Source organism: Chitinophaga sp. GbtcB8 (assembly GCF_019091455.1).
Lineage (GTDB): Bacteria > Bacteroidota > Bacteroidia > Chitinophagales > Chitinophagaceae > Chitinophaga.
The window spans coordinates 166,028-172,462 of record NZ_JAGXJN010000003.1; the positions used below are offsets into that span (position 1 = coordinate 166,028).

6 protein-coding genes are annotated in these 6,435 nt (G+C 47.8%); 5 read left to right on the forward strand and 1 reads right to left on the reverse strand.

The window, feature by feature from the left end; translation table 11 throughout:
- Nucleotides 1–3 precede the first annotated feature (3 nt).
- Entirely contained in the window at nucleotides 4–1,515 is a 1,512-nt protein-coding gene (locus tag KVT36_RS06055; RefSeq protein WP_217602604.1) for a RagB/SusD family nutrient uptake outer membrane protein, read from the forward strand.
- 98 nt (nucleotides 1,516–1,613) lie between these two features.
- Nucleotides 1,614–2,945 (forward strand): glucoamylase family protein, encoded by a 1,332-nt coding sequence (locus tag KVT36_RS06060; RefSeq protein WP_217602605.1) that lies wholly within the window; start codon nucleotides 1,614–1,616, stop codon nucleotides 2,943–2,945.
- Nucleotides 2,946–2,961: 16 nt separating this feature from the next.
- Here the strand turns inward: KVT36_RS06060 and KVT36_RS06065 are convergent, their stop codons facing one another.
- Nucleotides 2,962–3,609 (reverse strand): response regulator transcription factor, encoded by a 648-nt coding sequence (locus KVT36_RS06065; RefSeq protein WP_217602606.1) that lies wholly within the window; start codon nucleotides 3,607–3,609, stop codon nucleotides 2,962–2,964.
- 516 nt (nucleotides 3,610–4,125) lie between these two features.
- Here KVT36_RS06065 and KVT36_RS06070 point away from each other — a divergent pair.
- The 3 genes from KVT36_RS06070 (at nucleotide 4,126) to KVT36_RS06080 (ending at nucleotide 6,432) form a co-directional block, all read left to right on the forward strand.
- Nucleotides 4,126–4,638, forward strand: coding sequence for a UpxY family transcription antiterminator (locus KVT36_RS06070; protein WP_217602607.1), 513 nt, complete (start codon nucleotides 4,126–4,128; stop codon nucleotides 4,636–4,638).
- A 61-nt stretch (nucleotides 4,639–4,699) separates the two neighbouring features.
- Entirely contained in the window at nucleotides 4,700–5,101 is a 402-nt protein-coding gene (locus KVT36_RS06075) for a hypothetical protein (protein WP_217602608.1), read from the forward strand.
- 11 nt (nucleotides 5,102–5,112) lie between these two features.
- Complete coding sequence (locus KVT36_RS06080) at nucleotides 5,113–6,432, forward strand: S8 family serine peptidase (protein ID WP_217602609.1); 1,320 nt, start codon at nucleotides 5,113–5,115, stop codon at nucleotides 6,430–6,432.
- Nucleotides 6,433–6,435 lie beyond the last annotated feature (3 nt).

Here is a 6,435-nt window from a genome sequence, read left to right on the forward strand (position 1 = left end):
GTCATGAAGAATATACTGATAAAAATAATGTCTGCCGGCCTGGTGTTGCCCGCCCTGCTGATAGCCTGTAATAATTACCTGGATGTAAAACCGCAGGGGCAGATTGATGAAGAAGCAGCCACCAGCGACCCGGAAGCGGCTCAGAACCTGGTAACCGGTATCTATAATAACCTATGGCTGGGGAACATACATGGATTCCCTTTTATAGGGGTTACCAACATTGCATCGGATGATGCTGATAAAGGCAGCAACGCGGATGATGCAGCACCCACACAGGGCGCATTGGATAACCTGACCATGAATGCCGGCACCTCCACGTTAAACGATATATGGTCCGGGTACTACCAGGCTATAGCCCGTGCCAACAAAGCATTGCAGGTGCTGGAACCGGCCACCATAGATGGTGAGCTGAAAGCCCGCTTACAGGGCGAAAGCCATTTTCTGCGGGCTTACCTGTACTTTAACCTGGTACGCCTGTTTGGTGGTGTTCCTAAAGTAGATAAGGTATTAACACCGCAGGAAGCAGCTACCGATCAATACCAGACCCGTGCCGGCAGGGATACTATTTACCAGCTGATCACAGCTGACCTGGAATTTGCCCTGGCCAACCTGCCCGTAAAAGGCGGTGAGGGCAGCCAGGCAGGCAAAGCTACTAAAGGCGCCGCTGCTGCGCTCCTGGCCAAGGTAAGCCTGTACCGGCAGAACTGGCAACGCGCGTACAGTCTTACAGATTCTATTATTACCGGGCAGGTAGGCAGCTATTCCCTGTTGCCCAACTATGCAGATATATGGAGGGAAACCGGCAAGAATGGGGCTGAATCTATTTTTGAGGTACAAACAGGTATCAATGCCTCCTGTGATGCGGCTATAGATGTATACAGCGTTTGCCAGGGCCCCCGTGCAGGCGGTAAGCGTGGCTGGGCAGATCTGGGCTGGGGATTTGACAACCCTTCCCTGAGCCTGTTGAATGCCTATGAAGCGGGCGATAAACGCCGGGATGCCACCATTATATTTATAAATCCCGGGGGTACTGTGCTGTGGGATGGTTTTCGTGTACCCGGCCGCGATAGTGTGGAAAATGACCGCTATAATTACAAGGCCTATCACAGCCGTACCCGCGAGCAGTACTGCGGCAATGCAGACCGTTTGCCAAAGAACCTGCGCATACTGCGTTTGGGCGAGGTGCTGCTGATACATGCGGAGGCCGCGCTGGCATTAAACAATCCAGGCCCCGCTGTTACAGATATTAATGCGCTGCGCACCCGCGCCGGGCTGCCCACCAAAGGTGCAGTAACCCGTGCAGATGTTTGGAAGGAACGGAGGGTGGAAATGGCTATGGAGCATGACCGCTTTTTTGAGCTGGTGCGGGAAGATGCGTTGGTGCCCGGCACCGCTGCTGCCGCTTTTCAGGTGCATGGAAAAACTTATGTAAGGGGCCGGAATGAAGTATTTCCCGTACCCACCACACAAATACAATTCAGCCAGGGAAGGCTCACTCAAAACCCCGGTTATTAACTGATTTACGATGTATGATTTTAGATTTTAGACCGGGCCGGAATGAAGCAGGGCTCCTTTAATCTAAGATCTAAAATCGTAGATCTAAAATTGGAACGATGAAGTTAATATGGATAGGATGCCTGCTCCTGGCCGGTTTGCTGCCGGCACAGGCGCAAAAGGAACAACACAGGGATACACCACGCGAACAGATCAGTGATTCTGCGCTGCTAACCTTGGTGCAACAACGTACTTTTAATTATTTCTGGAAGTTCGGGCACCCGGTATCCGGGTTGGCAGCTGAGCGTACGGCCACGCCGGATACCATAACTGTTGGTGGCTCCGGTTTTGGCGTTATGTGCATACTGGTAGGTATTGAAAGAGGGTTTATTACCAGGGAGCAGGGGCTGGACCGTTTGCTGAAGATCGTGAACTTTTTATACAGGGCCGATAGCTACCATGGTATATGGCCACACTGGCTCAATGGCGCTACGGGAAAAACCATTCCCTTTAGCCGTAAGGATGATGGTGGCGACCTGGTGGAATCGGCTTTTATGTTCCAGGGATTGTTATGTGTACGGCAGTATTTTACGGGCAGCAGCGCCAAAGAAACAGACCTGCGTACTAAAATAGGATGGTTGTGGAATGAAGCGGAATGGAGCTGGTATACCCGTGACGGGCAGCCGGTATTATACTGGCACTGGTCGCCAAATAACGGCTGGGCCATGAACCATCCTATACGTGGGTACAATGAATGCCTGATCACCTATATTCTGGCCGCGGCCTCACCCACTTATCCCGCACCTGCCAGGGTATATCATGAAGGCTGGGCCATGAGCAATTATTTTAATAATGGTAAGGAATACTATGGTATGAAACTGCCGCTGGGCTTTGATTACGGCGGCCCTTTATTTTTTGCGCACTACTCTTTCCTGGGCCTGGATCCACGCAGCTTAAAGGATAAATATGCTGATTACTGGCAACAGAACCGTAACCACACGCTTATAAACCGGCAGTACTGTATTGAGAACCCTAAGCAATTCAAAGGTTATGGGCCGGATTGCTGGGGCCTTACGGCCAGCGACAGCTATGGAGGTTATGATGCACACTCACCTACCAACGACCTGGGGGTAATCAGCCCTACGGCGGCATTATCTTCCTTTCCCTATGCACCGGAATATGCCATGCAGGCGCTTAAATATTTCTACTATAAGGCCGGCGGCCGCCTGTGGGGCGAGTACGGTTTTTACGATGCCTTCAGCGAGTCGCGTGACTGGGTTGATAAACAATACCTGGCCATTGACCAGGGCCCCATTGTAGTAATGATAGAAAATTACCGCAGCGGCCTGTTATGGAAGCTGTTCATGTCGTGCCCGGAAATTAAAGCTGCGCTTACACGGCTGGATTTTACCAGTCCGGCTATTTCGGAATTACAGGAAAATAAAAGGTGAATGATCTCCCCGGGAATTATAACAGGATGATCTTTTGTTCAATGGCGTATTTGATTAGGCCTAACGTGGTTTTGGTGCCAGTGGCCTCTTTTAGCTGTTGTTTTATTTTGTCAACAGCGCTGGTGCTCAGGAACACTTCATTGGCAATTTCCTTGGTGCTCTTTTCTCTCCACAGCAGCTGTAATATTTTTTTTTGATTTTCTGTAAAGATTAACTGCTGCTGTATCGCATGGGACGGTAAGGGGTGGTTAGCCCGCCAGTTCAGAGTATCCGTCAGGGTTTTATTCTGGTATACCATTCCAACGGCTGCTGCATTAATGGCCTGCAGCAGCTCCGTGGTATCCGCCCGTTTGGAAAGATACCCATGTATACCCAGCTCCAGCAGATCGTTGGCCATATACGGCTCAAATTGCATCAGCATTACGATCACCTTAATATGCGGGTGATGATAACGGATCTGTGACAAACTTTCTTTTTCATACACAGAGGGCGCAAACAGTAATACATCCGGGGTATCATTACTATCCAAATTTTTTAAAAGTTCAGCTGTGTTTGAAACGTCAATGATTACTTTCAACTCTTGTGACCTGGAAAGCAGATCGCTTATGGCCTTTCTTATTATAGTATGGTCACAAGCAATGGCTAGTCGAATAGTGTTATACATAGGAACAACTTTAGACTAATTTTTAACGGGTTTTAAACGGGGATTAAGCCGGCATTTGTATCATAATGGTTATTAGTAATAGGTCCGTTTTAGTTTTTTGAGTTAGCTATTTTACAAAAAAAAAACAGATTGCACAACATGGAAGGCTCATTTTACACGTCTTTATTACCTTGAAAGTAGGGAAATCCTTACTAAAGTTTACAGATTTTTGCATTTTTTTTAAAATATTGTATCGATAATTTCGTAGAGATGTTATAGAAATGCAGTCCGCATTAAGTGATGGTTTGGACATAACAGGTATCCCTCAAAATAATAACCTTTAAATAGCAGGACTGGGAGTCAATCTAGCGAAGCTCTGTTCTCCCGTGAAAATAGCCATTTAACATTCATCCTCTACACCGGTTACCACCTCAATGCCGGTTGTAAGGCCTATCCCCTTTGCCTTTGAAGTATCTCTTGTTAACACACCGACACGTAATCTAACCGCATTTTTAATCCTAGTAACCATATTTTGTTATGTCCCATGTATGCCAGCTGGAAAAGAAATGGTTTGTTTTGTTTACCAAACCCAGATACGAAAAAAAGATTGCGCAGGAAATATCTCTGATGGATTATGAGCACTATCTGCCGCTGCGTACCACCCTCCGTAAATGGAGCGACAGGACGAAGCGGATCCAGGAGCCGCTTTTTCCCAACTATCTTTTCGTTAAGATCTCTATGCAGGAAAAATACAAGGTATTATCTGCTGATGGGGTCGTTAAATTCGTTTCTTTTGCAGGGCGCCCGGTGCCCATAAGTGAAATGGAGATCGTAAAGATCAAAAGGATAGAGTCTGCCGATCATGATATTGCAGTAGAGCGTTTTAGCAGCATTGGTGAAAAGGTAAAGGTAACGGAAGGTATCTTTGCCGGCCTGGAAGGAGAGCTTATACGCGCCCCGCAAGGCTCCCGGCTGCTAATAAAGCTGCACATGATCAACTATGCCATCTCTGTTGAAATGCACACCAGCCACGTACAAAAGATCGTTTGATCTCTCCTCCCTCTGAAATTTTCCACCCGCATTATTTATTTCCATATTTAATATTACCCACATGGAGCATAATTATATGTCCATAGAGCAAGGTACGCTCTATACCCAGGTACTTTTGCAAAAAGACAATAACCTGGATAAAAATGACAACCTGGATGACCTGCCTGAAACGCCCGCCGTATATGCGGTTTGCGGCCGTGTGAACGGTCAGCCGGCCAATCCACGTTTTATTGGAGAAACCGGCAATCTGCGTGCAGCCATAAGATCACATTTTGAAACAACGGATACTAACGGTGATGTGTGTACGCAGTGCTTTAAAGAATTTATGCTGTCCATCAAAATAAAAGAGCTGGTATACACCTTGCTGCCGGACAGTTCGCCGGAAGAGCGCAGCAGCGTAAAAAAGGAATGGGAAGAAAAATATAAGCCCAACTGTAATAAACAGCTGAACGAAGTACACTAAAACCATTGGTTGTGACAGCAAAAATAATATTTGGCATAGCCATGGCCGTATATATGGGCCTGGATCATGCAGCTTACCCCGTAAAGATTGCCCGGCAGCCATTGCCGGACACACTGAGTATTACACCTGCACTACAATCTGTAAATGGAACGGCCTTTATACGTGCCGGGCTCACCGGCAAAAATGTAAAGGTGGGCGTAGTGGATGTAGGATTTGAAGGCGCTGATAAAAACCCCCGGTTGCAGAATTTTTTTACCGCCAACAAGGTAGCTGCTACAAAAGATTTTATACATCCTAATGAGCAGGTGCTGTTCAGCAAACAAACGGATATGGATTGGCATGGCACCTATGTATGGAGCTATATAGGTGGCAAAGATGCTGCCGGTAAGCGTTATGGCCTGGCAACCGATGCTGTGTTCTACCTGGCCCGTACGGATGATGGGGCAAAGGAATACCAGAAGGAGCAGGAGTATTTCCGCGATGCAGTAGAGTGGCTGCACACGCAGGGTGTAAGGGTAGTGAATGTTTCACTGGGTTATGCCTATGATTTTGATAACCCGGCTGAAAATTATGTTCCTGAAAATATGAACGGCCAAACGACCATCATTACAAAAGCTGCACGGGAAGCGGCCGCGCGGTATAATATGATATTGGTGATAGCAGCTGGTAATGATGGTGATAATCCCTGGAAAATTATTTCCGCCCCTGCAGATGCAGACAATGTAATTGCGGTGGGCGCAACAGATATGAACAGGAGCAAGAAAACCTTCAGCGCTGAAGGCCCTGACTTTTTACCTTACCTGAAACCCAATATCAGCTGCCTGAATGATACCGGCGGCACCTCTTTTTCAGCCCCGGTTATTTCCGGCGTTGTGGCATGTATGTTACAGCAGCAGCCCAATATAACAGCCCGCCAGGTGGTACGCATTATTGAACGTTCCGGCCACCTGTATCCTTATGGTAATAATTATGAAGGATATGGCGTGCCGGACGCCGCCCGCATACTACAGTTGATGAAAGACAGCACCCAGGATTTTAAAACGGCCCGGCAGATCAAAGCAAGCGGTAATGAGCTGCAGCTGCCATCCGACGGTACGGGCAAGGACTGGGTGTTATTCCACAAAAAAGATAGCTGGATTGTGCTGGAGCAGCAACAGCTGAAACAGGATGGTGCACAGATCACCATAAAAAGACCTGCCCCGCTTACACGCTCCCGGCTGGTTGTGGACGATAAGGTAAAGGCGGCATTCCACACAACGGATACGCAGGAAGCTGTAAAGCGCACCACTGTAGCCACTTCCAGGAATGTGATTGAAATCGTTTGGCCATAGGAA

Coding starts and splice junctions, on each gene's coding strand:
- KVT36_RS06055 (WP_217602604.1), top strand. CDS start 4: ATGAAGAATATACTGATAAAAATAATGTCTGCCGGCCTGGTGTTGCCC.
- KVT36_RS06060 (WP_217602605.1), top strand. CDS start 1,614: ATGAAGTTAATATGGATAGGATGCCTGCTCCTGGCCGGTTTGCTGCCG.
- KVT36_RS06065 (WP_217602606.1), bottom strand. CDS start 3,609: ATGTATAACACTATTCGACTAGCCATTGCTTGTGACCATACTATAATA.
- KVT36_RS06070 (WP_217602607.1), top strand. CDS start 4,126: ATGTCCCATGTATGCCAGCTGGAAAAGAAATGGTTTGTTTTGTTTACC.
- KVT36_RS06075 (WP_217602608.1), top strand. CDS start 4,700: ATGGAGCATAATTATATGTCCATAGAGCAAGGTACGCTCTATACCCAG.